This window comes from Streptomyces sp. NPDC047880 (assembly GCF_040706515.1).
Classification (GTDB): Bacteria; Actinomycetota; Actinomycetes; order Streptomycetales; family Streptomycetaceae; genus Streptomyces.
Genome location: NZ_JBEZOK010000004.1, coordinates 275,595 through 301,361, shown reverse-complemented (window position 1 = coordinate 301,361; position 25,767 = coordinate 275,595). Strand labels below are relative to the sequence as shown.

At 70.6% G+C, this 25,767-nt stretch carries 21 protein-coding genes and 1 pseudogene; 16 read left to right on the top strand and 6 right to left on the bottom strand.

Annotated elements, in window-relative coordinates; translation table 11 throughout:
* Positions 1 to 16 precede the first annotated feature (16 nt).
* The 7 genes and pseudogenes from mqnE (at position 17) to AB0937_RS09255 (ending at position 5,252) form a co-directional block, all read left to right on the top strand.
* The gene (gene mqnE / locus AB0937_RS09285; protein WP_366710572.1) at positions 17 to 1,180 is read left to right on the top strand and encodes an aminofutalosine synthase MqnE; all 1,164 of its coding nucleotides are present in this window, start codon (positions 17 to 19) and stop codon (positions 1,178 to 1,180) included.
* Positions 1,181 to 1,249: 69 nt separating this feature from the next.
* Positions 1,250 to 1,845 (top strand): annotated as a pseudogene (locus AB0937_RS09280) (uracil-DNA glycosylase family protein).
* A gap of 19 nt (positions 1,846 to 1,864) precedes the next feature.
* Positions 1,865 to 2,389 (top strand): GNAT family N-acetyltransferase, encoded by a 525-nt coding sequence (locus AB0937_RS09275; protein ID WP_366710571.1) that lies wholly within the window; start codon positions 1,865 to 1,867, stop codon positions 2,387 to 2,389.
* Positions 2,390 to 2,480: 91 nt separating this feature from the next.
* Positions 2,481 to 2,780, top strand: coding sequence for a DUF4229 domain-containing protein (locus AB0937_RS09270; RefSeq protein WP_361121651.1), 300 nt, complete (start codon positions 2,481 to 2,483; stop codon positions 2,778 to 2,780).
* Positions 2,781 to 2,943: 163 nt separating this feature from the next.
* Complete coding sequence (locus AB0937_RS09265; RefSeq protein WP_366710570.1) at positions 2,944 to 3,045, top strand: putative leader peptide; 102 nt, start codon at positions 2,944 to 2,946, stop codon at positions 3,043 to 3,045.
* 67 nt (positions 3,046 to 3,112) lie between these two features.
* Entirely contained in the window at positions 3,113 to 4,423 is a 1,311-nt protein-coding gene (locus AB0937_RS09260) for a dicarboxylate/amino acid:cation symporter (protein ID WP_366710568.1), read from the top strand.
* Between the two features lie 124 nt (positions 4,424 to 4,547).
* Entirely contained in the window at positions 4,548 to 5,252 is a 705-nt protein-coding gene (locus AB0937_RS09255) for a TetR/AcrR family transcriptional regulator (RefSeq protein ID WP_366710567.1), read from the top strand.
* Here the strand turns inward: AB0937_RS09255 and AB0937_RS09250 are convergent.
* Positions 5,240 to 6,094 (bottom strand): MaoC/PaaZ C-terminal domain-containing protein, encoded by an 855-nt coding sequence (locus tag AB0937_RS09250; protein WP_366710565.1) that lies wholly within the window; start codon positions 6,092 to 6,094, stop codon positions 5,240 to 5,242. The two genes, AB0937_RS09255 and AB0937_RS09250, sit on opposite strands and share 13 nt — an antisense overlap.
* Positions 6,094 to 7,401, bottom strand: coding sequence for a 3-oxoacyl-ACP reductase (locus AB0937_RS09245; protein ID WP_366710668.1), 1,308 nt, complete (start codon positions 7,399 to 7,401; stop codon positions 6,094 to 6,096). The genes AB0937_RS09250 and AB0937_RS09245 overlap by 1 nt, the downstream gene beginning before the upstream one ends.
* A 121-nt stretch (positions 7,402 to 7,522) precedes the next feature.
* On the opposite strand from AB0937_RS09245, the gene AB0937_RS09240 reads away from it, so the two are divergent.
* The 4 genes from AB0937_RS09240 (at position 7,523) to kstD (ending at position 13,226) form a co-directional block, all read left to right on the top strand.
* The gene (locus AB0937_RS09240) at positions 7,523 to 7,882 is read left to right on the top strand and encodes a hypothetical protein (RefSeq protein ID WP_366710564.1); all 360 of its coding nucleotides are present in this window, start codon (positions 7,523 to 7,525) and stop codon (positions 7,880 to 7,882) included.
* 241 nt (positions 7,883 to 8,123) lie between these two features.
* A complete protein-coding gene (locus tag AB0937_RS09235) occupies positions 8,124 to 10,043 on the top strand; it encodes an AMP-binding protein (RefSeq protein WP_366710563.1) in 1,920 nt (639 codons plus the stop codon).
* Positions 10,044 to 10,178: 135 nt separating this feature from the next.
* Positions 10,179 to 11,270 carry a substrate-binding domain-containing protein gene (locus tag AB0937_RS09230; RefSeq protein ID WP_366710666.1) on the top strand — a complete coding sequence of 364 codons (1,092 nt, stop codon included), beginning with the start codon at positions 10,179 to 10,181 and terminating at the stop codon, positions 11,268 to 11,270.
* A gap of 174 nt (positions 11,271 to 11,444) precedes the next feature.
* Positions 11,445 to 13,226, top strand: a complete 1,782-nt coding sequence (gene kstD / locus AB0937_RS09225; RefSeq protein WP_366710561.1) for a 3-oxosteroid 1-dehydrogenase — start codon at positions 11,445 to 11,447, stop codon at positions 13,224 to 13,226.
* Between the two features lie 545 nt (positions 13,227 to 13,771).
* Here kstD and AB0937_RS09220 read toward each other — a convergent pair.
* Together AB0937_RS09220 and AB0937_RS09215 are read right to left on the bottom strand one after the other, a co-directional pair.
* Positions 13,772 to 14,446, bottom strand: a complete 675-nt coding sequence (locus AB0937_RS09220) for a class I SAM-dependent methyltransferase (RefSeq protein ID WP_366710559.1) — start codon at positions 14,444 to 14,446, stop codon at positions 13,772 to 13,774.
* A 191-nt stretch (positions 14,447 to 14,637) separates the two neighbouring features.
* The gene (locus AB0937_RS09215) at positions 14,638 to 14,841 is read right to left on the bottom strand and encodes a cold-shock protein (protein ID WP_004984723.1); all 204 of its coding nucleotides are present in this window, start codon (positions 14,839 to 14,841) and stop codon (positions 14,638 to 14,640) included.
* 344 nt (positions 14,842 to 15,185) lie between these two features.
* On the opposite strand from AB0937_RS09215, the gene AB0937_RS09210 reads away from it, so the two are divergent.
* On the top strand, positions 15,186 to 16,034 hold the full coding sequence (locus tag AB0937_RS09210; RefSeq protein ID WP_366710557.1) for a menaquinone biosynthesis protein: 849 nt from the start codon (positions 15,186 to 15,188) through the stop codon (positions 16,032 to 16,034).
* Positions 16,035 to 16,126: 92 nt separating this feature from the next.
* Positions 16,127 to 17,911 carry a protein kinase gene (locus AB0937_RS09205; RefSeq protein WP_366710556.1) on the top strand — a complete coding sequence of 595 codons (1,785 nt, stop codon included), beginning with the start codon at positions 16,127 to 16,129 and terminating at the stop codon, positions 17,909 to 17,911.
* A gap of 48 nt (positions 17,912 to 17,959) precedes the next feature.
* Here AB0937_RS09205 and AB0937_RS09200 read toward each other — a convergent pair whose 3' ends face one another.
* The gene (locus tag AB0937_RS09200) at positions 17,960 to 22,597 is read right to left on the bottom strand and encodes an FtsK/SpoIIIE domain-containing protein (protein WP_366710555.1); all 4,638 of its coding nucleotides are present in this window, start codon (positions 22,595 to 22,597) and stop codon (positions 17,960 to 17,962) included.
* A 383-nt stretch (positions 22,598 to 22,980) separates the two neighbouring features.
* On the opposite strand from AB0937_RS09200, the gene AB0937_RS09195 reads away from it, so the two are divergent.
* Positions 22,981 to 23,283 (top strand): WXG100 family type VII secretion target, encoded by a 303-nt coding sequence (locus AB0937_RS09195; RefSeq protein ID WP_033309092.1) that lies wholly within the window; start codon positions 22,981 to 22,983, stop codon positions 23,281 to 23,283.
* A 104-nt stretch (positions 23,284 to 23,387) separates the two neighbouring features.
* On the opposite strand, the gene AB0937_RS09190 is transcribed toward AB0937_RS09195, so the two are convergent.
* Positions 23,388 to 24,068, bottom strand: coding sequence for a hypothetical protein (locus AB0937_RS09190; protein ID WP_366710553.1), 681 nt, complete (start codon positions 24,066 to 24,068; stop codon positions 23,388 to 23,390).
* A 141-nt stretch (positions 24,069 to 24,209) separates the two neighbouring features.
* On the opposite strand from AB0937_RS09190, the gene AB0937_RS09185 reads away from it, so the two are divergent.
* On the top strand, positions 24,210 to 24,521 hold the full coding sequence (locus AB0937_RS09185) for a WXG100 family type VII secretion target (RefSeq protein ID WP_031105198.1): 312 nt from the start codon (positions 24,210 to 24,212) through the stop codon (positions 24,519 to 24,521).
* Positions 24,518 to 25,765, top strand: coding sequence for a putative T7SS-secreted protein (locus AB0937_RS09180; protein ID WP_366710551.1), 1,248 nt, complete (start codon positions 24,518 to 24,520; stop codon positions 25,763 to 25,765). The genes AB0937_RS09185 and AB0937_RS09180 overlap by 4 nt, the downstream gene beginning before the upstream one ends.
* Positions 25,766 to 25,767: the final 2 nt, after the last annotated feature.

Below are 25,767 nucleotides of genomic sequence, written 5' to 3'. Positions count from 1 at the left end.
GTAGAAAGGTGTGGGCATGGATCTCGGGCTCAAGCGCGAGCTGGAGGAGAAGGTCAGGGCGGGTGAGCGCCTGACCCGTGAGGACGGCATCGCGCTGTACGAGTCGGACGACCTGGCCTGGCTCGGCGGCCTTGCGCACGAGGTGCGCACCCGCAAGAACGGCGACGTCGTGCACTTCAACGTCAACCGTCACCTCAACATGACGAACGTGTGCACGGCCTCCTGCGCGTACTGCTCCTTCCAGCGCAAGCCGGGGGAGAAGGACGCGTACACGATGCGGATCGAGGAGGCCGTGAAGCTCGCGAAGGCGATGGAGTCGGAGAACCTCACCGAGCTGCACATCGTCAACGGGCTGCACCCGAACCTGCCGTGGCGGTACTACCCGCGGTCGCTGCGCGAGCTGAAGGCGGCGCTGCCGGACGTCTCCCTGAAGGCCTTCACGGCGACGGAGATCCACCACTTCGAGACCATCTCGGGGATGAGCGCCTCGGAGATCCTCGACGAGCTGATCGACGCCGGTCTGGAGTCCCTCACCGGCGGTGGCGCCGAGATCTTCGACTGGGAGGTCCGGCAGCACATCGTGGACCACCGCACCCACTGGGAGGACTGGTCCCGGATCCACCGGCTCGCGCACGAGAAGGGTCTGAAGACCCCGTGCACGATGCTGTACGGGCACATCGAGGAGCCGCGTCACCGGGTGGACCACGTGCTGCGGCTGCGTGAGCTGCAGGACGAGACCGGCGGCTTCCAGGTCTTCATCCCGCTGCGGTACCAGCACGACTTCGTCGACATGCAGGACGGCAAGGTGCGCAACCGCCTCCAGGCGCGGACGCAGATGGCGACGGGGGCCGAGGCGCTGAAGACCTTCGCCGTGTCCCGGCTGCTGTTCGACAACGTGCCGCACGTGAAGGTCTTCTGGGTCATGCACGGGGTGCAGACGGCGCAGCTGGCACTGCAGCACGGCGCGGACGACATGGACGGGTCGGTCGTCGAGTACAAGATCACTCATGACGCGGACAACTACGGGACGCCGAACAAGCTGACGCGTGAGGATCTGCTGGATCTGATTCGCGATGCGGGGTTCCGGCCGGTGGAGCGGAACACCCGGTACGAGATCATTCGGGAGTATGAGGGGCCGGACCCCTCGCTTCGCGAGACGCCGCAGGCCATGCGGGTGTGATTGCGGCTTTCGGTGGGTGGGGGCTGGTCGCGCAGTTCCCCCCGCCCCTGGGGTGGGTACCCGGAGGGCATGGTCAGGACCTCGGCACCTGAGGATGCCTGTACCGCTGAACCCTTTGTTCCTGGCCGACGCGGATGCCCGGGTCATGCTCGTGGGGGAGCAGCCCGGGGATCAGGAGGACCGGCAGGGGAAGCCGTTCGTGGGGCCTGCCGGGCAGCTGCTGGACCGGGTCCTCGGGGAAGCCGGCATCGATCCCTCCGAGGCCTATGTCACCAACGCCGTGAAGCACTTCAAGTTCACGCAGGCCGAGCCCCGGAAGCGGCGGATCCACAAGGCTCCCAGTCTGCGGGAGATGACCGCGTGCGGGCCCTGGCCGGCCGCCGAGCTCGCGGTCGTGGAGCCGGAGCTGATCGTCGTCCTGGGGGCGACCGCCGGGAAGGCGCTGCTCGGGTCCTCCTTCCGGGTCACGCAGGTGCGGGGGACGGTGCTGGAGGAGCAGATCCACGGGCGGCCGGAGCGGCTGGTGCCGACCGTGCACCCTCCCCCAAGTTCTCGGCTCCGCTCGAAACAGGGAGGTGCCCCCAGCGGTGCTGCGGTCCGACGACCGGGAGGCGGCGTACCGGGGGCTGGTGTCGGATCTCAAGGTGGCGGCCGACGCCCTGTAGTAATAGCTACGATTCGTGCATGCCCCTTACCCTCACGCTCGAACCCGCCGTCACCCCCGAGCTGCGTGACGGGCTGCTCGATCTGTGGACCGATGTCTCCAACGCCGGGGGAGCCGTCGGATACGTTCCGCCGGTGACGAGGGAGGAGATCCGTCCCGCGCTCGTGCAGCACTTCGCGGCGATGGCGGACGGGCGGGTCAAGCTCCTCGTCGGGCACGACGAGGAGGGGCGGGTCGCGGCGACCGCGTTCCTGACCTTCAACACGCACCACCTCATGACGCACTGGCTGTGGCTGTACACGGTGATGGTGCACCCGAGGCACCAGGGCAAGGGGTGGGGGCGGGACCTGCTGCACGCCGCCGCGGACGCGGCCCGGGCGATGGACGGGATCGAGGCGATCCGGCTGACCTGCCGGGGCGGCCTCGGTCTCGAGCGGTTCTACGCCTCCTGCGGCTACAAGGAGGTCGGGCGGATCCCCGGGGCGATCCGGGTGGCGCCCGGGGAGGACCGCGACGACGTGGTCATGCTGCTGTCCCTGGTCTGACCCCCCTGCGAGATCGGCCGCTCCGCGTGCTTCACTGGACGGTGCCCCTTTGGGTGTGTTCCGGCCGTTCGAAACGGAAGAGTGGATTGAGATGCTCCGCTACACGCTGATGCGCCTCGGAATCTTCGTGGGCTGCCTCGTGGTCGTCTGGGGCGCCGTCTACTCCGGCATCGCCCCGCGCGGGCTCGGCAACAGCAACGGGCTGTGGATCGTGGCCCTCGCCCTGCTCATCTCCGCGCCGATCAGCCTGGTCGTGCTGCGCAAGGAGCGGGACCGGGCGTCCGTCCAGGTCGCGCAGCGCGTCGACCGGATGAAGGCGAACATGGAGGCCAACCGCAGCCAGGAGGACGCCGCGGACGACACGGCCCGCACCCAGGGACAGACCTCGTAGGGCTCCCTCGCGGGGCCCCCGGCAGGGCCCGCACGCGCTTGCAGCGCCCCGTTTCCGCACATGCTCGGAAACGGGGCGCTTTGCGTTGTATGGGTGTGTGTGCGTCGTCACCTGTCAAAGCCAGGCTTTGGGGTCCTCAAAGCTCTGGTGTTAAGGTCGTGGTATGAAGTCAGCAGTCGCGTCCCCTTTGCCCCTGAGCGTTCCGCTCGTGGCGCGGCTGCACGTGGATCTCTGTCGGTGCGCGTCCGCTTTCTGTCGTTCCTGACGTAACGCAACCCCCCGTCGTCTCCCACGTCAGTCCCCCTACGCGTCCCCCCCAACGGAGTCAGTCCGTGTCCTCACACACGAAGTCCTTCAAGGTGCCCTTCTGGGCCCAGATACTCGCCGGTCTCGTCCTGGGCGTGCTGCTCGGCTGGCTCGCCCGCAGCCAGGACCTGTCCTGGCTGACCACGACACTGGAGAAGGTCGGCGACACCTTCATCGGGCTGCTGAAGCTCGCGGTCGCCCCGCTCGTCTTCTTCGCGATCCTCGTCTCGATCACCAACCTGCGGAAGGTCAACAACGCGGCCCGGCTGGCCTCGCGCACCCTCCTCTGGTTCATGATCACCTCGCTGATCGCGGTCAGCATCGGCCTGGTCATCGGCCTGCTGACCAACCCCGGCTCCGGTACCGGCCTCACGCCCAAGGACGGCGGGAAGCCCGAGGACACCGGCTCCTGGATCGACTTCCTGACGGGCATCGTCCCGACCGACGTCATCACGCCGTTCACCGAGCTGAACGTGCTGCAGATCGTCTTCATGGCAGCCGTCGCCGGTATCGCCGCGCTCCAGCTCGGCGAGAAGGCCCAGCCGATCCTCACCCTGAGCGAGTCCGTCCTCAGCCTGCTCCAGAAGGCGCTGTGGTGGGTCATCCGGCTCGCCCCGATCGGCACGATCGGCCTCATCGGCAACGCCATCGCCACCTACGGCTGGGACCTGATCGGCAAGTACGCGACGTTCACCGCCGACATCTACATCGGCTGCCTCATCGTGCTGTTCGGCGTCTACCCGACGCTGCTCGCACTCGTCGCCAAGGTCAACCCGGTCCAGTTCTTCAAGGGCGCCTGGCCCGCGATCCAGCTGGCCTTCGTCTCCCGCTCCTCCGTCGGCACCATGCCGCTGACGCAGAAGGTCACCGAGCGGCTCGGCGTGCCGAAGGAGTACGCCTCCTTCGCCGTGCCGTTCGGCGCGACCACCAAGATGGACGGCTGCGCCGCGATCTACCCGGCCATCGCCGCGATCTTCGTCGCCCAGATCTTCGACATCCAGCTGGGCGTCGGCGACTACCTGCTGATCGCGTTCGTCTCGGTGGTCGGCTCCGCCGCCACCGCCGGTCTCACCGGTGCGACGGTCATGCTGACCCTCACCCTGTCCACCCTCGGCCTGCCGATGGAGGGCGTCGGTCTGCTCCTCGCGATCGACCCGATCCTGGACATGATCCGCACCGCGACCAACGTGGCCGGGCAGGCGCTGATCCCGGTCCTGGTCTCCGCCCGGGAGAACCTGCTCGACCGCGACGCGTACGCCACGGCCGACGGCTCCGCCCTGGACGAGCCGTTCGACGAGCCGCGCGACCGGACCGAGCCGGTCACCGCGACTGCCTGACGGCAGCACGGGCCGCACGGCTGCTCGACGGCAGCACCGGCCGCACGCGTCCACGGGCCCCCTGAGCGGACCTTCCCCGGATTCCCGGGAGAGGGCCGTCCAGGGGGCCCGTACGCTAAGCGCCATGGGTGCCGTGAAGACCAAGCGGATGCCGCGCGCGGTCCGTGAGCAGCAGATGCTGGACGCCGCCGTGCGGACCTTCGGGCAACGGGGCTACATGGCCGCGTCGATGGACGAGATCGCCGAACTCGCCGGCGTGTCGAAGCCGTTGGTCTACCTGTACCTCAACTCCAAGGAAGACCTCTTCACCGCCTGCATCCGCCGCGAGGCCAAGGCCCTCGTCGACGCGGTGCGCGCCGGAGTCCGCCGCGACCTGCCCGCCGACCGGCAGCTCTGGGAGGGGCTCTGCGCCTTCTTCGCGCACACCGGCGAGAACCCGGACGCGTGGTCGGTCCTGCACCTCCAGGCCCGTACGCACGGCGAACCGTTCGCCGCCGAGGTCACCGCGATGCGCGAGGAGATCGTCGCGTTCGTGACCCAGCTGATCCTCGCCGGTGCCCGCGAGGCCCTCCCCCATGCTCTCGGCTGCGCTCGAGCAGGGAGGTACCCCCATGACCCCGACCTGCCCGAACGCGAGGTCGCCGGGCTCGCCGAGGCCTTGGTCGGCGCCGCCGAGTCGCTCGCCGCGTGGGCCAACGCCACCCCGGGCGTCACCGCCCGCCAGGCCGCCGCCACGCTGATGAACTTCGCCTGGGCGGGACTCGGCGACCTCATGGCCGGGCGGCCCTGGGCGCCCCCGGAGGAGGAGCCGGGCCCTCACGTCGGGTAGACGTCCCCCGTCACGTGGATCCGGTCCTGCGGGCCGCGCAGCTCGAACCGGCCGTCCTGCGCCGCGTACGTCACCGTCCCCGGCAGCAGGACCGGTGCCCGGAACTCCGCGCGCAGATGGCAGTGCTGGGGGACGCCGTGCGCGGCGAGGCAGCGGGCCACGGTCCACATGCCGTGCGCGATGGTCCTGGGGAAGCCGAACAGCCGGGCCGTGAGCGGGTGCAGATGGATCGGGTTGCGGTCCCCGGACGCGGCCCCGTAGCGGCGCCCGACGTCCCCGGCGAGCCGCCACTCGTCGACCGGGGGCAGCGGCTTGGGCGCCTCCGGCTCCCCCCGGGGCGCCGCGGCCGGCCGGTCCGTGCGGTGCCGGGCCAGGTACGTGCTCGTCGACTCCCAGACGACGGCACCGCCGCGGCGCACCTCGGTGACGACCGTGGCCTGCGTGCCGCGCCGGTGCGGGACCAACCCGTCGACATGCACGGCGAGTTCGTACCTGCCGCCGGGCGGCATCCGCTCGTGCCGGGTGACGGTGAACGACGTGTGGACGAGGCCGAGCAGCGGCAGCGGGAAGTCCCGGCCGCTCATCAGCCGCATGGCCAGGGGGAATCCGAGCACGTGCGGATACGTCACCGGCAGCGCGTCCTCCCCGACGGGGAACCCGCAGACCCGCTCGTACGCCGCCAGCCGCGCGAGGTCGACGCGCACGCCGGGCAGGACGAGCCGGGTGCGGGGGAACTCCGCGTCGGGCCCGGGGCGTTTGAAGGGGGACAGCAGGGCACCGCGGGCGAGGAGCGGCGCGAGGGAGGGCGGCCGGGTGAGGGTGCGGGCGGTGGGGCCGGTCATCACGCCCCCAGCAGGCTCTGGCCGCAGACGCGGACGACCTGGCCGTTGACGGCGCCCGAGGCGGGGTGGGCCAGCCAGGCGGTGGTCTCGGCGACGTCGGCCGGGAGACCGCCCTGGGCGAGGGAGTTCATCCGGCGGCCCGCCTCGCGGATGAACAGCGGGACGGCCGCCGTCATCCTGGTCTCGATGAAGCCGGGCGCGACCGCGTTGACCGTCACGCCGTGCTCGTCGAGCGCGCGCGGTGCCAGCGAGCGGACCAGGCCGACGACGCCGGCCTTGCTCGCGCCGTAGTTGGTCTGGCCGGCGTTCCCGGCGATCCCCGCGATCGACGCGGTGGCGACGATCCGGCCGCCGCGCTTCAGCGTCCCGTCCTTCAGCAGGGCGTCGGTGATGCGCAGCACGCTCGCCAGGTTCACGTCGAGGACGCAGGCCCAGCGTTCGGCGGGCATGTTCACCAAACGCCGGTCACGCGTGATGCCCGCGTTGTGGATCAGCACGTCCAGCCCGTCGGGCAGGGCCTCGGCGATCCGGGCGCCCGCGTCTGCGGCCGTCATGTCGAGCAGCAGCGCGGTGCCGCCGAGCCGGTCGGCGACGCGCCGGGCGTCCTGCCCGGCCTGCGGCACGTCGAGCACCACGACGTGCGCCCCGTCCCGCGCCAGGGTCTCGGCGACCGCTTCGCCGATGCCCCGGGCGGCGCCGGTGACCAGGGCGGTGCGGCCGGCCAGGGGGCGCTCCGGGTCGGCAGCGGTCGTCTCGCCCGGGGCGGCTGTCACCTCGACGACCTGCCCGCTCACATAGGCCGACCTGGGCGACAGCAGGAAGCGCAGCGTGGACTCCGCGGCGGCGGCGTCCGTGAGCCGGACCAGGTTCACCGTCCTGCCCCGGCCGATCTCCTTGCCGAGGGAACGCGTGAAGCCCTCCAGGGCCTGCTGGGCCGCGGCCTGGTGGTGGTCGGCGGGGTCGAGCGGCGCGCCGAGCACGACCACGCGTCCGCTCGCCGCGACCGACCGCAGGACGGGGTGCAGGGCGGCGTGCACCTCCGCCAGGGCCTCGACGTTCCGTACCCCGGTCGCGTCCAGGACGACGGCGGCCGTGCGGCCGGAGCCGGCCGGGCCGAGCCCGGTCCGGGCCAGGACGGGTGCGAGGTCGAGGGCGGACCGGCCGGCGCTGAGATGCAGCAGACCGCCGTCCAGGCCGGGCCGCTCGGGGGACCAGCGGGTCAGCGCCGCGGGCTGCGGCAGTCCCAGCCGGCGGGTGAGGAAGCGGCCCGGCGCGGTGCCGGTGAAGCGCAGATAGCGGTCGGCCATGGACGGCTCCCAGTTCCCGAGGACGGTTCGCTGACGCCCCACTCCTGCTTACTCTGGAGTAAGGTTACCGGTGGTAAGGCTACGTCACGGACGAGGAGCTGGTCGAGATGAGCTGGTCGAGATGAGTCCCCAGCAGCTGTCCCCGGCGGTGCGGCGTGTGGCGGTCATCGGAGGAGTGCGCATCCCCTTCGCCCGTTCCGACGGCCCCTATGCCACCGCCTCCAACCAGCAGATGCTCACCGCCGCCCTCGACGGCCTGGTCGAGCGCTACGGACTCCAGGGGCCGGGCGCCGTCGGTGAGTTCGTCGCCGGGGCCGTGCTCAAGCACGCCCGCGACTTCAACCTCGCCCGCGAGACCGTCCTCGGCTCGCATCTCCACCCGGGCACCCCCGCCCACGACATCCAGCAGGCCTGCGGCACCGGCCTCTCCGTCTGCGCGGCGGGCGGACAGGGGGTGACGGCCGTCCTGGAACGCGCCTGAGGCCACCGGCACGGGAACCTGAAAGCCCCTCACGTAATCCCCGAGATTGCACAGGCCTGGCTCCGGACCATCCCCGAACCCGCACAAACCCGCCACGTCAGCGCCGTACGATCCCGTTCCTACCGCCAGTAACCCCTTAAGGGACCTCTCAGGGGGGATTGAGCCGGTTGAGCGCCTCGGCGTGCGAGGCACGTACGTCATGCAGCAAGCAGTCCTTCGCTGCACGCCCCAGGAGCCGCCCGTGTCCACTGCGTATCCCTCCTCCGCCTACGGCGACGTGTACGGGGGCCCGAGGCTCGTCGAACCCGAGGTACGGCGGATGGACGGGGCGGTACGGGAGGCCTCCGTACCGCCGCTGGCACCGCCGTGGGCCCACGGGTCGCTCGCCGACCTGCCGTTCGACAACGCGAGCGCGCACCCGGATTCCGTGGCACTCAGCCGCAAGGACGCCGACGGCAACTGGAGCGACATCACGGCGGCGCACTTCGCCGACCAGGTGCGGGCCGTGGCGAAGGGCCTGATCGCCGAGGGCCTCGTGCCGGGCGACCGGATCGCCGTGATGGCCCGCACCATCTACGAGTGGACCGTCCTGGACTTCGCCGCCTGGGCGGCGGGACTGGTCACCGTCCCCGTCTACCCCACCTCCTCCGTCTTCCAGGCCCGCTGGATCCTCCAGGACTCCGGCGCGGTCGCCCTGGTCACCGAGACCGTCACGCAGGCCGCCGCCCTCGGCCCCGAGCGGGAACGCCTGCCCGACCTCGAGCACATGTGGGTCGTCGAGAAGGGCCACGTGGACCGGCTCGCGGAAGCCGGGGCGCACCTGCCCGACCAGGAGGTCGAGGTACGGCGCGGCATGCTCGGCCCCGACACCCTCGCCACCCTCGTCTACACCTCGGGCACCACCGGCCGCCCCAAGGGCTGCGCCCTCACCCACGGCAACTTCTTCGCCGAGGTCGACAACGCCATCGAGCTGCTCTACCCCGTCTTCCGGGCCAGGACCAGCGAAGAGGCCTCGGTCCTGCTGTTCCTGCCGATGTCCCACGTCTTCGGCCGCATGGTGGCCATCGCCTGCATCCGGGCCCGCGTACGGCTCGGCCACGCCCCGAGCATCAAGGCCGACCACCTGCTCCCGGACCTCGCCAGCTTCCGGCCGACCTGCCTGCTGGCCATCCCGTACATGCTGGAGAAGATCTTCAACTCGGCCCGCGCCAAAGCCGAGGCGGCCGGCCGGGCCTCGTCCTTCGACCGGGCGGTGGCGGTCGCGCAGCGCTACGGGGAGGCCCTGGAGGCGCAGCAGACCGGCACCGGCCCCGGCCCCACCCGCGCTGTGAAGACCGCCCGGGCCTTCTACGACCCCCTGGTCTACCGCCGCATCCGCAACGCCATGGGCGGCCGGGTCCGCTACGCCATCTGCGGCGGCTCCCCGCTCGGCCGCCGCCTCGCCGCGTTCTACGCCGGCGCCGGCATCGAGATCTTCGAGGGCTACGGCCTGACGGAGACCACCGGCGCGACCACCGTCACCCCGCCCCTGAAACCCCGGCTGGGCACCGTCGGCTGGCCGCTGCCCGGCACCCGCGTCCGCATCGCCGCCGACGGGGAGATCCTGGTCGGCGGCGACCACGTGCTGCGCGGCTACTGGGACCCGCAGGCCGGCGGTGTCGTCCCCGCAGCCCCCGACGGCTGGCTCGCCACCGGCGACCTCGGCGCACTGGACGACGAGGGCTACCTGACGATCACCGGCCGCAAGAAGGAACTGCTCATCACCGCCGGCGGCAAGTCCGTCGCCCCGGCCCCGCTGGAGAACTGGCTGCGCTCGCACCCGCTGATCTCGCAGTGCCTCGTCCTGGGTGACGGCCGCCCCTTCGTCTCGGCGCTGATCACCCTCGACCCGGACGGCATCACCCACTGGCGCCAGATGAACGGCAAGCACCCCGTGCCGGCCACGCTCCTCGTCGACGACGAGGAACTGCGCGCCGTCCTGCAACGCGCGGTCGACGAGGCCAACAAGATGGTCTCCCGCCCGGAGTCCATCCGCCGCTTCGCCGTCCTTCCCGAGGACTTCACGGAGGAGGCCGGCCATCTGACCCCGTCGATGAAGCTCCGCCGGGAGGCCGTGCTGCGCGCGTTCGCCACGGAAGTAGAGGCTCTGTACGCCCGGTGATTCACCTTTGCGATGTCTTCACATGTTGTTCTTGACGACGCACGGCGTCTGCCCGTTGGCTTTCGACCATCTCGTCACGATGCTCCCCCATCGGAAGGCTCACCAGTGATACCGCGTAACACCCGCCAGGCCGCAGTGCGGCGCATCTCCATCGCCCTGGCGGTCTCCGTGTCGGCCCTGTCCCTCGCCGCCTGCGGCGACGGCGGGAGTGACGACTCCGCCGCCAAGAAGGGCAACGACATGACGGTGGGCCTGCTGCTGCCCGACCGGGAAACGGCACGCTTCGAGAAGTTCGACTACCCGCTGATCAAGAAGGAGGTCGCCGACCTCACGGCGAACAAGGGCACGGTCCGCTACGCCAACGCCGAGTCCAGCGTGACCAGACAGAGCGAGCAGTTCCAGAAGATGATCGCCGACAAGGTGGACGTCATCCTCGTCGACGCCCTGAACTCCAAGGCCATCGCCAAGGACGTGCAGAAGGCCAAGGACGCGGGCATCCCGGTCATCGCCTACGACCGGCTCGCCGAGGGCCCCATCGACGCCTACGTCTCCCACGACAACGAACTCGTCGGCCAGGTCCAGGGCCGCGCCATCATGGGGGAACTCGGCGGCAAGGCCCAGAAGAGCAAGGTCGTCATGATGAACGGCGACCCCGGGGACCCCAACACCGCACGCTTCAAGGACGGCGCGCTCAGCGAACTCCAGGGCCAGGTCGACATCGCCGCGCAGTACGACACCAAGGAGTGGAAGCCCGCGATCGCCAAGGCCAACATGAAGAAGGCGATCCAGAAGGTCGGACTGAACGACATCGCCGCCGTCTACTCGGCCAACGACGGTATGGCGGGCGCCGTCATCGAGGCGCTGCAGGAGGCAGGGGCCTCCAAGATGCCGCCGGTCACCGGGCAGGACGCCAACCTCGACGCGGTGCAGCGGGTCGTGGCCGGCGAGCAGTACATGACCGTGTACAAGTCCTTCCTGCTGGAGGCGACCAACGCCGCGAAGATCGCCGTCGCCAAGGTCCAGGGCCGGGCGATCGAGTTCGCCGCGCTGACCCGGGAGACGGTCGACAGCCCGACGCAGAAGAACATCCCGGCGATGCTGGTGCCGGTGGTCGCCCTCACCAAGGACAACATCAAGGAGACGGTCATCACCGACGGCGTGTACACCGTCAAGGACATCTGCACCTCCGCGTACAAGGCGGACTGCGCGGCCATCGGCCTGGAGTAGCGGGCGCGGCGGGGGCGGGTTGCGCGAGCTTCCCGACGCGGTCGCGGATCACGGGGTGCCGCGACAGGCCGGAAGGTTCTCGTCGCGCGGTGGGGACCGCACGGGTCTTGACTTCGCGAGGGCCGCGCGCGACATTCCCCACCCCTTTCGCGTTCTCGCCGGGCTGGAGCGGCCATGACCATACGCACGGACACCCCGGGCACCGCCGGATCCCCGTCCCGAAGACGACTGCTGGCCGGTGCCGCCGGCGCCGGTCTCGCGGTCGCCACAGGAGTCCGGCAGACTGCCCGGGCGGCCGACTTACCCCCGCTCGGCACGTACGACGTCGTCGTCATCGGCTCCGGCGCCGCCGGCATGACCGCGGCGCTGACGGCCGCCCGCCAGGGACTGAGCTGCGTCGTCGTGGAGAAGGCCCCGACCTTCGGCGGCTCGGCCGCCCGCTCGGGCGCCGGGATCTGGATCCCCAACAACTCCGTGCTCCTCGCCGCCGGGGTCCCGGACACCCCCGGGAAGGCCGCCGCCTACCTCGCCGAGGTCGTCGGCCCGGACGTCCCCGCCGACCGGCAGCGGGCCTTCCTGACCCATGGCCCGCCGATGATCTCCTTCGTCATGGCCAACAGCCCGCTGCGGTTCCGCTGGATGGAGGGCTACAGCGACTACTACCCCGAGCTGCCCGGCGGCCTGCCGGGCGGCCGCTCCATCGAACCGGACCAGCTCGACGGCAACCTCCTGGGCGCCGAGCTGGCGCACCTCAACCCGCCGTACATGGACGTACCCGCCGGCATGGTCGTCTTCAGCGCCGACTACAAGTGGGTCGCCCTGGCCGCCGTGAACGCCCGGGGCGCGGCCGTCGCCGCCCAGTGCCTCGCCCGCGGCGTGAAGGCGGCGACGCTCGGCCAGAAGCCCCTGACGATGGGTCAGGCGCTGGCGGCGGGCCTGCGCGCCGGCCTGCGCTCGGCGGGGGTACCGGTCTGGCTGAGCACGCCCCTGACGGACCTGCACGTCGAGAACGGCACGGTGACCGGCGCGGTCGTCACCCGCGACGGCGCCCCGGGCCTGGTCCGCGCCCGCCGGGGCGTGATCGTCGGCTCGGGCGGCTTCGAGCACAACGCGGCGATGCGGCAGCGCTTCCAGCGGCAGCCCATCGGCACGGAGTGGACCGTCGGCGCGAAGGAGAACACCGGCGACGGCATCCGGGCGGGTGAGCGGCTGGGGGCGGCGCTCGACCTGATGGACGACGCCTGGTGGGGCCCGGCGATCCCCATCCCCGGACAGCCGTACTTCTGCCTCGCCGAACGCACCCTGCCCGGTGGGCTACTGGTGAACGGCTCCGGCAGGCGCTTCGTCAACGAGGCCGCCCCCTACAGCGACGTCGTGCACACCATGTACGACGTCCACGACACAGACCCGGCCATCCCGTGCTGGCTCATCGTCGACCAGAACTACCGCAACCGGTACCTCTTCAAGGACGTCCTGCCGACCCTGCCCTTCCCCGACGCCTGGTACGACTCCGGGGCCGCGCACAAGGAGTGGACCCTGGACGCGCTCGCGGCCTCGATCGGCGTGCCCGGGGCGGCCCTGCGCACCAGCGTGAACCGCTTCAACGCCCAGGCGCGCCAAGGCGCGGACCCCGACTTCCACCGGGGCGACAGCGCCTACGACCACTACTACACGGACCCGTCCGTCCTCCCCAACTCCTGCCTGGCGCCCCTCTGGCTCCCCCCGTACCACGCCTTCCGCATCGTCCCCGGCGACCTCGGCACCAAGGGCGGCCTGCGCACGGACGCCCGGGCACGGGTGCTGCGCGAGGACGGCTCGGTGATCCCGGGCCTGTACGCGGCGGGGAACGCCAGCGCGGCCGTGATGGGCCACAGCTACGCGGGCGCGGGGTCGACGATCGGCCCGGCGATGACGTTCGGGTACATCGCGGCGAGGGATGCGGCGGGGGTGCTGTAGGCGCCGGGTGCTCAGTGCTTCTCGTGTGCCGGGTGGGGGAGGGGAGGGAGGGGGAGGGCGGTCCGAGGGCTGGGTGTGAGCCGGTCGTGGAGCGGAGTGGAGGGGGCTGGGTGGTCTGAGGCTGGGTGTGAGCCGGTCGCGGTGCGCCTGGGGGCATCCGGGGCCGGTCACGGAGCCGCCCGGGGCATCGCGCGTGGGGCTGCGGCGAGGCGCCGGGCGGCTTGCCCCGGTCGCTCTACTCCGCAGGCGTACCCCGCCGCTTTACTGCGCAGGCTCACCTTGCGGGCCTACTCGGCAGGCGCACTCGCCGTGTTTCTGCGCAGGCGTACCCGTTCCCGCCCCTTTACTGCGCAGGCTCACCTTGCGGGCCTACTCGGCAGGCGCACTCGCCGTGTTTCTGCGCAGGCGTACCCGTTCCCGCCGCTTTACTGCGCAGGCTCACCTTGCGGGCCTACTCGGCAGGCGCACCTCGCCGCTTGACTCCGCAGGCGTACCCCGCTTGTCCTGCCCTGTCCGCTTTACTCCGCAGGCTCACCCCGCCCCTCTTACTCCGCCGGTTTGCGGGCAACGAGGCTCGCCTGGGCGACCGGCTCGCCCCGCTCCTCGTCCGGCTCCCGCACCGTCGTGGCGCGCAGGGTGAACCCGGCGGCGCGCAGCAGACCGGCCACGTGCTCCGGCCGGCGCCGCAGGAAGGTCAGGGGCACGGCGTGGCCGAAGGCCTCCTCGTAGCGCCGGGGCTCGTCACCGCACTGGAAACCGAGGAGCAGATGGCCGCCGGGCCGCAGCACGCGGTGGAAACCGGCGAAGAGCGCGGGCAGATGCTCCTCGGGCGTGTGGATGATCGAGTACCAGGACACGACACCGTCGAGCGAGCCGTCCGGCAGGTCCAGCTCCAGCATCGAGCCCCGCACGAACCGCAGCCCCGGATGCTCGCGCCGGGCGATCGCCAGCATCGACTCCGACAGGTCGAGGCCGAACACCGACAGCCCCCGGGACGCCAGGTACGCCGTGACCCGCCCCGGCCCGCAGCCCAGGTCGGCGACCTCGCCGCCCTCGCCCACGAGCTCCGTGAAGCCGTGCAGCACGCCCCGGTCCAGGGGCGTCCCCGGGCGCAGATCACCGAACTGGACGGCGTACTCCTCGGCCACGGTGTCGTAGAAGGTGCGGGTCTCGGTCACGAAGTCAGGGGTCGCCGTCACGAAGCCGGGGGTCTCGGTCATGGCCGGAGACCCTAGCGCGGCGCCTTCCTCCGGGGTGGCTCCACCCGGCGCCGGCCGAGGCTGTGGAAGACGGTCAGGCCGAGTACGGGCGTCCTGCGGCTGGAATTCGCCGAGAATTCATCCAGCGGAAGGGCCCCGAAAGGGCAGGAGCCCCGTCGCCTTGCGGCGCGGGGCTCCTTGGGTACTGCAAATCAGACCGGCGTGACGTTCTCAGCCTGCGGGCCCTTCGGACCCTGCGTGACGTCGAAAGACACCTGCTGGTTCTCCTCGAGGGACCGGAAGCCGGTCGCGTTGATCGCGGAGTAGTGGACGAAGACGTCGGGGCCGCCGCCCTCCTGGGCGATGAAACCAAAGCCCTTTTCGGCGTTGAACCACTTAACGGTTCCGGTAGCCATAAGCCCTCCTTGGGCTCAAAAAGGGTTGCCCTGCTCCAGAACCAGCAAGTGTGAAGATGAATTCTGCACAAGTGCATATGTCTGAGAATGACGAGAGCCCGCGGTCACATGCTCCGCAGGCTCTGTACTGCAAGGGAAACCAAACTGCAACTTGCGACGAGCCTAGCACGCAGGCCGTGGAATGCAATAGGGGTCAAGATCACGTCACCCGAATGTTTGAACATCTCTCGGCCGACTGGCGGTGTGGGCCCCCACCGGCGGCCACGGCCCGATCCTGAGAGTGCGCGCAGGCCGATCCCGGGGGCGCGCGCCGGTTCCTACGCCAAGAGGGCTAGCCTCACGATGTGGACAATCCTCGCACCCGGCCGCGCGTCGGCCACATCCAGTTCCTGAACTGCCTGCCCCTGTACTGGGGGCTCGCGAGAACGGGCACGCTCCTCGACTTCGAGCTCTCCAAGGACACCCCCGAGAAGCTCAGCGAGAAGCTGGTGCAGGGCGAACTCGACATCGGTCCGATCACCCTCGTCGAGTTCCTCAAGCACGCGGACGACCTGGTCGCCTTCCCCGACATCGCCGTCGGCTGCGACGGTCCGGTGATGTCGTGCGTGATCGTCTCGCAGGTCCCCCTCGACCAGCTGGACGGCGCCCGCGTCGCCCTCGGCTCGACCTCCCGCACCTCCGTCCGCCTCGCCCAGCTGCTCCTCGCCGAGCGCTACGGCGTCCAGCCGGACTACTACACCTGCCCGCCCGACCTGAGCCTGATGATGCAGGAGGCCGACGCCGCAGTCCTCATCGGGGACGCGGCGCTGCGCGCCAACATGCTCGACGGGCCGCGCTTCGGCCTGGACGTGCACGACCTCGGCACGCTCTGGAAGGAGTGGACGGGCCTGCCGTTCGTCTTCGCGGTCTGGGCGGCCCGCCGCGACTACCTGGAGCGCGAGCCGGTCATCACCCGCCGGGTGCACGAGGCCTTCCTCGACTCCCGCAACCTCTCCCTGGAGGAAGTGGCCAAGGTCGCCGAGCAGGCCGCCCGCTGGGAGGCCTTCGACGAGGAGACCCTGGCCCGTTACTTCACGACCCTCGACTTCCGCTTCGGCGGCCCGCAGCTCGAGGCGGTCGCCGAGTTCGCGCGTCGGGTCGGCCCGACGACCGGCTTCCCGGCGGACGTGAAGGTGAACCTGCTCCAGCCGTGAGCCGCGCGGTGCCCCCGCACTACTCTGCTGAGAGTGCAGGCGTACCGGGACCGGAGCCGTCCCCGCCTGGCCACGGGGGAGGGGTGACGCCCATGCGGCCGCTCGACGTCGACGAACCCACCGTCGTGGGGCCCTACCGGCTGCTCGGCCGGCTGGGCTCCGGCGGCATGGGCCGGGTCTACCTGGGCCGCAGCGCCGGCGGCCGCACGGTCGCCGTGAAGATCGTGCATCCGCACTTCGCGCTGGACGAGGAGTTCCGGGCGCGTTTCCGGCGTGAGGTCGAGGCCGCGCGCCGAGTGGGCGGTGCCTGGACGGCGCCCGTCCTCGACGCCGACCCGGGGGCGCGGGTGCCGTGGGTGGCGACGGCGTACGCGGCCGGCCCGTCCCTGTCCGCGGCCGTCACCGACGGCGGCCCCCTGCCGGCCCACACGGTGCGGGCCCTCGGGGCGGGACTCGCCGAGGCGCTGGCGGCGGTGCACGAGCTGGGGCTGGTGCACCGGGACGTGAAGCCGTCGAACGTCCTGCTGACCCTCGACGGCCCCCTGCTGATCGACTTCGGGATCGCCCGGGCCACCGACGGCACGGCATCCCTCACCTCCACCGGCGTGTCCATCGGCTCGCCCGGCTACATGTCGCCCGAGCAGATCCTGGGCAAGGGCGTCACGGGCGCGGCGGACGTCTTCTCGCTGGGCGCGGTCCTCGCGTACGCGGCGACCGGAGAACCGCCCTTCCCCGGTGACTCCTCCGCCGCCCTGCTCTACAAGGTCGTCCACGAGGAACCGGAACTCGGTTTGCTCGACGGTGAGTTGCGGGACCTGACCGCGGCCTGCCTCGCGAAGGACCCGGCCGCGCGCCCCGCCCCCGCTGAACTGGCCCGCCGCCTGGCCCCCGAGGGCGCGGCCCGGCTGGTGACGGGCGGGTGGCTGCCGGGGGCACTGGTGGAGCAGGTGAGCCGCAGCGCGGTGCAGCTGCTGAACCTGGAGGCGACGGGCCCCGGGCCGGGGGCAGGGATCGGGGGGCCTTCCGGGCCGGTCGGGTTCAGCAGTCCCTCGGTGGGAGCGGCGCCGGAAACGGCCGGGGGCGAAGGGCTGGGGGTGTTCGGACCGGCGCCGGTGATGCCCTCGGGGGTGCCGCCTGTATCCCCTGCGCCGCCCACCGCCTCCGCGACGGCAGAGGCGCAGGGCGTCCTGCGGGCACCGGCACCCCACGATGCCGCCGTACCCGAACCCCGGGACGGCGGCGACCACCCGCAGGACACCGCCCCGGCCTCCGGCCGGCGGCCCGGCAGGGTCACCGTCTCCGTCGCGGCGGCGTCCACCCCGGACGGCGAGGGCGGGGGGCGGGTGCGCAGGCTGAGCTGCTCCGTGGCACTGGCGGTCGCGGGGGCGATGGCGGCCGTGACGATCGGGTCGGTCTTCGTGTTCGACCTGCTGCCGGGCCGGGGCGGCGGCCAGGACGACGCGGACTCGAGCAGCGGCTCCGACGCGCCCCCGGCGGCGACCGCGAGCTCCGCCCCCGCCGCGGGTGCGGTACCCGCCGCGTACCTCGGCACCTGGGAGGGCCAGGGCATCGCCCTCGACGGCAGGCTCCCCCTCGGCACGTTCCGCATCACGGTCGAACGGGCCGCCGTCGGACAGGAGCTGGGCAAGCTCCGGCAGACCGACCCGATCGGCGGCGTCTGCGTCGACGTACTCACCCTGAAGCAGGTGACGAAGAAGGAGCTCGTCGCGACGTCGGTCGGCGCGCAGGCCAACCACAGCGGCTGCAACCCCGCGAGGACGACGGTCCACCTCAAGCCGGTGGGCGACGACCTGCAGTACCAGTCGGAGAGCGAGGAGTCGGGGCGGCCTCGCGCTCGGATGTCGAAGGTGGGGTAAGCGGGGCAGCCGTCCTTCGTCCCGGACCGGCTGCCCCCGCTCAACGCCTCACCCGGGGATGACGACCGTCCGCAACTCCCCGTCGCCGAGGTGCAGCATGCCCTTGCCTGGCACGACCTGGCCGCCGACCATGCTGCGATTGAGGCGGACCCCCACGAGATCGCCGCTGGAGGACTCCTGGGGGGAGAGGAGGATGCCGCGGCGGGCCTTCTTCGCGTCGACCTGCCAGCCCGAGAAGCCGCTGCACACGTCCTCCTCGTCACCGGCGATGACGAGCGCGAGCCCGCGTTCGGCGCCGCGCGAGACCAGCTTCTTCATCTGCCTCTCCGCGTCGCAGTCCTCCAGGATCTCGCCGTCGTCGACGAGGACCGCGATCGGCTCCTCCAGCGACGCCTGGTCGATCAGCTCCTCGAACTCGTCCTCGTCGATGTCGTCACCGGTGAAGACCTTCAGCACGCCGTCCGCGCCGTCGAGTTGGCGGAGCGGGGACTGCCGCGGGGCCGCGATGACCAGGCGGGTGCCCTGGGACAGGAACGAGTGGGCGAAGTTCAGCAGGACCGTCGAGCGGCCCGACTTGGCCGGGCCCGCGACGACGAACGCCGGTACACCCTCCGCCAGATCGGGGCCGAAACCGACGATCTCGTCGCCGCCGATACCGACCAGACCCCACAGCCGTGAACGGGACGCCTCCGGGTCGCGCATCTCCCACGCCTCCGGGAAGGAGATGCGGCTGGGCAGACTGTCGACGCGGAAAGGCCGCCGCGAGCGGGGGACGTCGGCATCGCGGGCCGCGGCCGCCTCGCCGATCGCCGCCAGCGCCGCCGCCTGCCCCTGACCGGTGGTGTCCGCCGCGAGCAGCGCGAACTGCGTCTCGGTACCGAACTCGTTGCGGAACGCCCGGCCCGGCGGAATCTCCTCCGGCACCTTGCGGGCCGGGATGCCGAGCGCGGAGAAGTCGCTGCGGTCGGCGAGCCGCAGACCGTACTTGTCCTCGGTGAGGGTCGCGATCCGGCCCACCAGGAGGGTGCGGTCACCCGTCAGGACCAGGTGGATGCCGACACTCGCACCCTCGCGCATGATCGTCTGCAGCTCGTCGGTCAGCGACCCGTGGTCGACCTCGCCGAGCGTGGGCACCCAGCCCTCCCAGCGGTCCAGCAGCACCATGATGTGCGGCAGCCGCTCGTCCTCGGCGACCGAGGCCCGCTGCTCACCGATGTCCGCGAAGCCCTTCTCCGCCAGCGCGTCCTGGCGCCGGCCCATCTCGCCCTTGAGCCGGTTGACCAGCCGCACCACCCGCTCGGTCTGGTTACGGCTCACGACCGCACCGCAGTGCGGCAGCCGCGTCAAGGCGTTGAGCGCGCCGTTGCCGCAGTCGATGCCGTAGAGGTGCACGTCGGCGACGGAATGCGTCCGGGCGATGGAGCCCGCGAGGGTGCGCAGCACCTGGGAGCGGCCGCTGCGCGGGGCGCCGCCGATCATCAGGTGGCCGAAGGAGGAGAAGTCCACGACGACCGGTCGGCGGGCCTGGCTCGCGGGCAGGTCCTCGATGCCGTACGGCGCCGGCGGCAGCTTGCCGGGGCCGCCGGCGAACGCGGGCAGCTCCACGTCGTCCAGCAGCAGCGTCTCGTCCAGGGCGGGCAGCCACGGGCTGTGCTGCGGCGGGATGCCGAGCGAGCTGTTGGCGTCGCGGATGGTGTCGACGAGGACCTTCAGGTCGGTGATCTCCTCGTCCTCCCGCGACTCCGCCTTCGGCTTGACCAGCGCAGCCCGGCCCAGGTCCTCCCAGGTCAGCGCACCCACCCAGGGCATCAGCACGGCGGGGTCAGCCGCCCCGGGCCGGCGGCCACCGACCCGGCCGGACTGGAACGGCACCAGCGAGGCGTGCCCCAGCCGGGCATACGCACGCCCCGGGGTGTTCTTGGAGATGTGCCCGGCCTCGGGCGAGTCGATGACGTCCGACGACTCGCCCCCGTCCGTCACCCGCAGCGCGATACGGAGGTTGGTGTTGGCGCGGATCTCGGGAGACACGACACCACTCGGCCGCTGCGTCGCCAGCAGCAGGTGGATACCGAGGGAACGGCCACGCTGGGCGATGTTCACCAGCCCCGTCACGAAGTCGGGCAGGTCGCGCACCATCGAGGCGAACTCGTCGATGACGATGAGCAGTCGGGGCACCGGCCGGTGCGACGGGTCCCGGCGCACCAGGTCCTGGTAGTCCTCGATGTCCTTGGCGTCGGCGGCGGCCAGGATGTGCTCGCGCCGGTGCAGCTCCGCGCCCAGCGACTCCAGGGCGCGCTCCACCAGGTGGGCGTCGAGGTCGGTCACCATGCCGACGGTGTGCGGCAGATGCACACAGTCCTTGAACGCCGCGCCACCCTTGTAGTCGACCAGCACGAACGTCATGTTCTCGGGCGTGTTCGCCACCGCCAGCGCCGCCACGATGGTCTGCAGCAGCTCCGACTTGCCCGAACCGGTCGTACCGGCGATCAGACCGTGCGGTCCGTCCTTGCGGATGTCGATGCCGAACGGCCCGTCGTACGACTCACCGATGACGGCCAGCGTCGACTGCCCGCCCATCCGCCAGCGGGCGACGATCGCGTCACTGGTCGGCGGCTCCAGCTGCAGCACGTCCAGCAGCCGGCTCGACCCCGGGAGCGCCGAGTCCTCGGTCTCACCGCTGATGTCCCGCAGCGGCGACAGCGACCGCGCCAGCCGCAGACACCAGGCGGCGGAGACGAAGTCGGGCCGTACGTCCTTCAGGCGTTCCGCACCGGCCTCCTCGACGCGCAGCCGCAACTGCTCGGTACGCTCCGCCTGTTCGGGCTGCTGCGTGCTGCCGTGCCAGGCCTGGAAGGAGGGGAACCCGCCGGCGACCTGCTGGGACTGCTGCTGCACCTGCTGGGCGGCGGGCTGGTGCTCCTCGGCCTTCGGCTCGGCCACGACGTACGCCTGGCACTCGCCGGGCAGGAACCGCTCCTCGGCGTCCAGGCAGATGGCGAACATGGACACCGACGGCCCCTCGCGCAGCAGCCGCACCACACCGGGAAGCGACCGCAGCCGCCGCGACCCGTCCCACACCACGACGATGTCGGGGTCGCCGAAGCTCGAATTGCCCTGCGACTTGTTCTCCTCGGCGGCCTTCTTGCGCGCGTCGAGGATCTGCGTCAGCTCGCCGATACGGGCGCCGACGGTCTCGGCATCGGTTCCGATGAGCGCGTTGACGTCCTGCCCGCCGGACGGCCGGGCGTGCGGCAGCCAGCGCACCCAGTCCCAGGACTCCCGCGCGGCGTTGTCGCTCAGCACGTAGAACTGCACGTCCATCGGGCTGTGCAGCGCCGCGGTCTGCGCGACGGCCCAGCGCCCGAGTGCCCGGGCGGAGTCGCCGGGACCGGCCATGCCGACGACACCGAGCGTGCGCAGGTGCAGCGCGACCGGGGCGTCCTCGATCTTCCAGGTCACCTGGCGGCGGTGGTCGTCCTGCTCGGGGTCGTCGAGCACCACCTCGGAGGGCAGCTGCCCGGTCCCGAAGCGGATCAGAAGGTGATCACGGTCGGTCCGCCGCCGCTCCCACAGACGGGTACGCGGCCCCGTCCCGAGCGCGAGCACGGTCGCCGGGTCGGGTATGGCCTGCCGCCGGTCGTTCCGCTCGGCGACGAGCGCGTCCTGGGCGTCCTTCTCGATCCGCTCCTTCTGCTCCTCGTACTCCTTGACCTGCTTGGCGTGCGACTTACGCCCGTGCTTCTTGTCGTTGTAGTAGTTGGCGAACAGCAGGATCGGGCTGAGGCCCGCCATGATCAGGTAGTACCAGCGCTGGAAGATCATCACCGATACGACGGCACCGACCAGCGGCGTCAGGGCCATCAGCCAGGGCAGCGGTCTGGCCTCGTACTCACGGGGCGGCGAGGGCAGCCGGAAGCTGGTCTGCCGCTCGGGTGGACGCAGCCGCGGGGGCCGGTTGTAGTCGAGACCGACACCGTCGTCGGACCACTTGAGGGCGGCGTTCGGGGGCGTGTACCGGGTGAGTTCGAGAAGGGTGTTGCCGACGGCGATCTGAGCGCCGAGGGGCCACTCGGTGGGCCCGCCCTTCTTCTCTTCCTCTTTGTTGTCGCTCTTCTTCCTTTTTCTGCCCTTGTCGCCGGGCTCCTCCTCGGGGCCCTCGGCGAGCGACTTGCCGTCGAGGGTGACGTGCTCCTTGTCCATGTGCACGACGACCTGGCAGGTGCCGTCGGTGGCGACGGAGAGGGTGAGGGCCCGGGCGTCGACCTCGGGATCGTCGACACGGACGTACGACGCCGCGCCGCTGCCGATGTCGTACCGCCCGACGCCGAGCCGGTGCACGAACCCGGCCGCGGGCCCGCCGACCACGCGCAGTTCGACGAGCCCGGTGGGCTCGCCCGGCAGACACCCCGACGGATCCTGAAGGCTGACGACGGCACCCTCGCGCAGGGGCGAGCCCACGACGGTGGCCGAGGGATCGACGGCGTACCCGTCCACGTACACGAGGGGCGCGTTGTTGGCCGGCGCGTGCCGGTGCTGCCCGAGCGGGATGACCTGCGCCCCGCTGTGCCCCACCTGCTTGGCCAGCTCCTGCGCGATGTCCCCCACGGTGGACTCAGGATCGGCATCGAGCACGACGTCGGCGGTGCCACCGCCGTACGGGTCGACGACGGTCAGAGTCAGGCGCACGACTTGTCCTCCCCGTGCCACTGGGCCGGTACGGCCGCTGTGGTGTCTGTCGCTGGTTGCCGCTGTGCTGATTGCTGCGCTGATCGCGGTGCTCTTCAGTCACGCGGGTCACAGTGGTACAGGGACGATATCCGTTCGGTACGACGGCGGGGCAATGGGGAGGCGCCGTGACGTTCCCGATGGCAACGTCGTACACGGTTTCATGACGGGTCGTTCACAAGGCGGGTATGGGCACCGCAGGCCACACCCGTAAGCTGCTGACGCAAGAGCGGACGATCACACCGGTTGCCACGGCGACCGGCAACTCGGCCTGAGGGCCGACGAGTCCGCAAACAGGGAGCCACGGGGGTTGGCCCTGCGGCGTTGCGAGAGGGAGCGGCTTCATGGCCAAGGACCTTGATGTCACTTATCAGGACATGCGGGATGCAGCCAAGCATGTCGTGAAGGAGAAGGAAAAGCTCCAGGAGAAGCTCGAGGGCCTCAAGAAGTACATCAACAACCTGGTCCAGGGCGGCTACGTCACGAAGAGCTCGTCGAAGGCGTTCGACGAGAACTTCGACGAGTTCGTGCGCGGCATGAAGGACACGCTGGACGGTCTGGACGGCATGGGCGACTACCTGACCATGGCCGCGGACAAGTTCGAGCAGATCGACGAGGAGCTGGCCAAGCAGGCTCGGAGCAAGTAGGGCTCGGGGCTTCGGCAGGTACTGGCCCAGAGCTCAGGAGCTTGTCGGGTGCCGGGAGCGAGATGCTGCCGGCACCCGGCCGGCCGCCGACCGGACGGGGGCCGTCAGTTGTCGGGGAGAGGTTGCCGCAGCAGGTAGGTGTGCAGGTCGCTGCGGGGCTCTTCCGTGTCGACGCGCAGCCAGGATCCGTCGCGGAAGCGGAGCAGCAGTATCCGTGATTCGTACGCCCCGGAGAACGGGTCGACGAGGATCGCTTCGCCGACGGGCAGCCGGGCGACGACCTGCATGGCCTTCTCCCTTCCGACGGTGACCCGCTGCGGTGGGGCCGCCAGCACGATCCCATCCTCGGTGGCGAGCACCAGACGCTGATGATGAGTGGAGTGGCTGTACCAGTGCAGCAGGAGCTGCCCCGCACAGCCCTGCCAGTTGCCGTCGAAGACCCGGTCGAGTCCCTGCTCGGCGATGATGGCGTCCCGACGTCTGTCGTCCTCGTCCGCGGCTCGTAGTCGCTCCTTCTCGCTTTGCGTGGCGAGAGCCCGCTTGAACGCTTCTTCCATGTTGGACAGAAGGGTCAGCAACATGAGGAGCGGCATGAACGGTACGGCGAGCACCGCGCCGACCATGCCCAGAGGACGCAGTCTTCCAGGCCGAAGGCGAGGTGAACCGGCAGCCTGAAGCACCTCCGCCGGGGGCTGCGGGATCTTGTCGATCGTGCACCATTCCCCCGCTTCGGAGTGGATGCCCAGACGCTCGGCTATCACACGCTGCTTGGCCCTGGATGTCACGTCACGACTCTCCTTGTCCACGCGGAACGGTTCCGTATGCCAAGAGCGTATCCGGTGCCGGGGCGCGGAGAGGGTGACGATCGTGCGGACTGTGATCGCGCGATCTGATTTCACCGAGAACAACCAGAAAGAGAAGTGCTCATGGGGGACCACATCAAGGCGGACCTTGCCGCCATCAAACGATGCTCGCGCGATCTCACCAAGATTCACGGCGAGTTCGAGCGGCACGGCAACCCTGCGGACGAGTACGGCCGGGCTGTCGGGCATGGCGGCCTGAAGGATGCCTTCTCCGATTTCGGGGACACCTGGAAGAAAACTCGGAAGAAACTGATGAAGGAACTGGAGCAGCTGGCTGAGTTCACCTCCACCGCCGCCAAAGCGTATGACGAGGTCGACCAGAAGCTGGCGCAGGCCATCCGAGACGCCAAGGCGCAGAGCAAGGGGAAGAAGTGAGCAGGACGGACTCCGACTGGCCCCCTCTGTGGCATGACGACCCGACGCCGGGCGACCCGGAGGAAGTGGCCGAGCTGGGGCGCAAGTTGCGCAAGATGGCGGACATGATCGACGAGCAGTCGCGGGTCATCAAGGCACTTGCTTCCGTGGAGGGCTGGGACAGTGAGGCCGGTAAGGGCTTCCACGAGTTGGCCGGCGGCACGGCGGACAAGCTGAAGAAGTCCTTCGAGCGCTACGACGAGGCGGCCAAGGCCATCGGCGAGGACGTGCGCGAAGGGAGCTCGGACCAGTTCGCCAGTGAGATGCGCCGTGCGCAGCGCAAAGCCGACAAGGCGCTGAGTGACTATCGCGAAGCCAAGAGCGACCACGATCTTGCGGATCGTGAAGTGCGGAAGTACGACGAAAAGTACCCGACGCACAACATACCGGCGGCAGAGAAGGACGAGTACGATCGCTGGGTCAAAAAGCGCTCCGAGGCGCTGCTGCGCATCGGCGGCGCCCGGAAAGATGTGAAGGACGCCAGGGAAATCTATGACGATGCGGGAGACAAGGCCGCTCGTCACATCAAGAACGTCGTGCACCATGATGACGTTCGGGACCCGGGCGGATTCATGAACTTCCTGGCTGACTGGGCGGATATGCTGTCAAATATCTCGGCAGTGCTGTCCGTACTCGCGGTCATCTGTGCCTTCGTGCCACCGCTGCAGTTCCTGACTCCCATTTTCGCCACCCTCGCCGTGCTTTCCAGCGCTGCCGCCCTTGCCGGTCACGCGTACGACATGTCGGTGCGCGGGGGGAAGGTCGACTGGCTGAAGCTGGGTGCGGATGCTCTGGGAATCCTGCCCGGAATGGGGGCCTTGAAGGGGTTCAGGGCACTGACCGGCCTCAAGGGACTGGCGAAGGTCAAGGCATTTGGATCGTTGAAGACTCTTGGGTCGTTCCGGGGCATGGCTGCAATGGACGGTGTCGGACACGCCTTCTTGAACGGTGTCAGTGTCACGGTGACCAACAAGATCCTCGGCAAGGTGGCGCGCAAGGAACTCGTCGACGGCAGGAAGGTCACGGGTCTGATCAAGGGCGCGGGCCTCGGGAGCGCCCTGCACAGGATGCTGAGCGGTGAGAACGGTGAACGGACCGGGTACCAGGAGCCGGAGACGGCGAAGTCCACTCCCTCACCTTCTCCCTCACCCGGGCCCGCTCCGAGCGTCTCGCCCACATCCTTCAACGCGGCCCTGGCGGCGTAGGC